The sequence below is a fragment of the Acidobacteriota bacterium genome (assembly GCA_034211275.1).
Taxonomy (GTDB): domain Bacteria; phylum Acidobacteriota; class Thermoanaerobaculia; order Multivoradales; family JAHZIX01; genus JAGQSE01.
In genome coordinates, this window is the sequence record JAXHTF010000354.1 from 1 (window position 1) to 2,464 (window position 2,464).

General features: G+C 69.6%; 2 protein-coding genes. Both read right to left on the reverse strand.

Translation table 11 applies throughout. From position 1 onward, the window contains the following. Positions 1 to 31: 31 nt before the first annotated feature. The gene (locus SX243_25910; protein ID MDY7096421.1) at positions 32 to 2,152 is read right to left on the reverse strand and encodes a molybdopterin-dependent oxidoreductase; all 2,121 of its coding nucleotides are present in this window, start codon (positions 2,150 to 2,152) and stop codon (positions 32 to 34) included. A 123-nt stretch (positions 2,153 to 2,275) separates the two neighbouring features. After that, positions 2,276 to 2,464: alpha-1,6-glucosidase domain-containing protein (locus SX243_25915; GenBank protein ID MDY7096422.1), on the reverse strand; the 189-nt coding region annotated here is incomplete at its 5' end.

Consider the following 2,464-nt stretch of genomic DNA (forward strand, 5'->3'; position numbering starts at 1 on the left):
GTCGCCCCTACCCGCTAGGTCCAGGTCTCCCTCAAACCCCTTCCACCTCCACCCGCGCATCGTTGTAACAAGCTCCACCCGCCACGCGATTCACGTGGGCAGGGCAGAGGGCGGTGGAGGTGTAGGTGTTTTGGGAGGAGCGGCGCCAGGCGCCTTTGGGGATGACGACGACGCCGGGGCGGACGCGGGGGTCGAGACGGAGGTGGCAGTGGACCTCGCCGAGGCGGTTGTGGACGCGAACGGGGGCGCCGGCGGCTAGGTTGCGGGAGGCGGCTTCGTCGGGGTGGAGGGTGGCGGTGAGTTGGTCGAGGCTGAACTCGCCGAAGGTGCTGTTGAGCAGCTCGCTGGTGGCTGGGGTGATGAGGGTGAGGGGGCCGTCGGCTTGGGCGTCGGCGCCGCGGCCGCCGAGGGTGGTGTCGTCGGGATCCTCGGTGCCGGGGGGCACGTAGCGGTAGGGCTCGGGGCCCAAGCACTCCGGCGTGAGATGGATCTTGCCGTCGGGGGTGGCGGGGTGGACGGTGTCGAACTGCACGGGGCTGGAGCCGGGAAAATCGAAATTCTGCTGGCCACCGCGGGCGAGGATCTCCGGATCCACCGCCTGGCCGGCGCGGTGCACGTGGGGCACCACCGCCTCGAAGGCGGAGTCGTCGTCGAGCTGGAAGATGGGAGCGTCCCAGCCCATGGCGCGGCCGAGGGCGGCGAAGGTTTCGACGTTGGAGCGGGCCTCCCCCGGGGGCTCCACGACCTGGTGGCTGGCGCCGACCACGTAGGCCCCGTAGCCAACGCGGATGTCCCGATGCTCGAGCATGGTGGTAGCGGGGAGAACGATGTCGGCGTAGAGAGCGGTGTCGGTCATCACCTGCTCGGAAACGACGGTGAAGAGGTCCTCCCGCTCCAGGCCGCGGAGCATGCGGTGCTGGTCCGGCACCGTCACCAGGGGATTGCAGTTGTAGACCACCAGCGCCTGCACCGGCGGGTCGAGGGCGGGCTCCTCCTCCCCCACCAGCGCGAGCCCTAGGCGGCTCTGATTGATCTCGCGCGTGTTCCAGGCGGGAATCTGCAGCTCCGGCGGGCGGGTGAAGCCGCCGGCCTTGCTGTTGCTCAAGGTATAGCCGCTGCCCCGCTGGCCGAACTTGCCCAACAGGGCAGGGATCGCCAGCACCGCCGCCACCGCCTGACCACCGTTGCGGTTGCGCTCCAAGCCCCAACCGCAGCGCACCGCCGCCGGGCTCGCCGCGGCAAAGCGATCGGCGCATTCCAGGAGATCCGCCACCGGCACGCCGGCCTCCTCGGCAGCGCGCTCCGGCGGCCAGTCTGCCGCAGCGGCGAGGAGGGGCTCGAGGCCGACAGCGTGCTGGTCCAAGAAATCCCGATCGAGAGCCCCCAGCTGCTGCCAGCGGTGGATCATCCCCAGAGCCAGGGGCAGGTCGGCACCGGGTCGGACGGGCAGGTGGAGGTCGACCTCGCGGCTAGAAAAATTGCGCACCGGGTCGATGACCGTGATGAAGGCGCCGTTCTGCTTCGCCTGGCGCAGAAAGGGGACGTGGTGAATGCTCGAAGCCTTGGGGTTGGCGCCCCAGACGAGGATGGCCTGGGAGTCGGCGTAGTCCTCGTAGGCGACGCCGGGCATCATGCCGTACATGGCACGATCCACGGCACTGGTAGGAGCGGCGCAGATGGTGCGATCGAGGCGGGAGGCGCCGAGGTGGGCGAAGAAGTGGTAGTCGAGGAAGCCGTCGCTCAAGGCACCGTTGGAGCCGCCGTAGTGGCAAGGGAGCACGGCCTCGCCGCCCCAGCGGTCGGTAATCTCTTCCAAGCGGCGAGCGATCTCCCCCAGGGCGTCGTCCCAGGAGATGCGCTCGAAGCTGCCGGAGCCCTTGGGGCCGGTGCGGCGGAGGGGATAGAGCAGGCGGTCGCGATGCTCCAGGCGTTCAGCGAAACGGCCGACCTTGCGGCAGATGAAGCCCTGGGTAGTGGGGTGACCGTTCTGGACCCCGCCGATATGGGTCACCCGCCGCCGCCCGGCTTCCCCCGGGGCCACCGTGACCTCCAGGCCACAGGCGTCGGGACAGTCGAGGATGCAGGCGGAAGTGAGGGTCTCCTCGCCCTGGGCAGGGCTCTCCACCGTCTGGGTCTGCTGCTCGTCGCTCATGGTCGCGCCTCCTGGGGCGGAGCATAACAGCGCTGGAAAAGCCCGCCGAGGGCTCATCCCCCGGCGGGCCCATTCAAGGCTCAGTGCAAGGCTCAGTGCAAGGCTCAGGAGCAGACGACTAGGTCAGTCGCCGTGGCCCCGGTCGGGCTTGCCCACGAAGACCGCGGCGGTGCGGGCGGGTACCGAGAAGGTGTCGGTGTGACGATCCCAATCGGCATCCCGGACCACCGGATCCACCGAGCTGCGCTGCAAGCGATGGAGCTTGAATCTGCGCACCGGCAGATCCGGAGCGGCGATCTCCACCGGGTCGGT

Excerpts from the sequence above, each read along its gene's own strand:
- SX243_25910 (MDY7096421.1), bottom strand. The coding sequence starts at position 2,152 with ATGAGCGACGAGCAGCAGACCCAGACGGTGGAGAGCCCTGCCCAGGGC.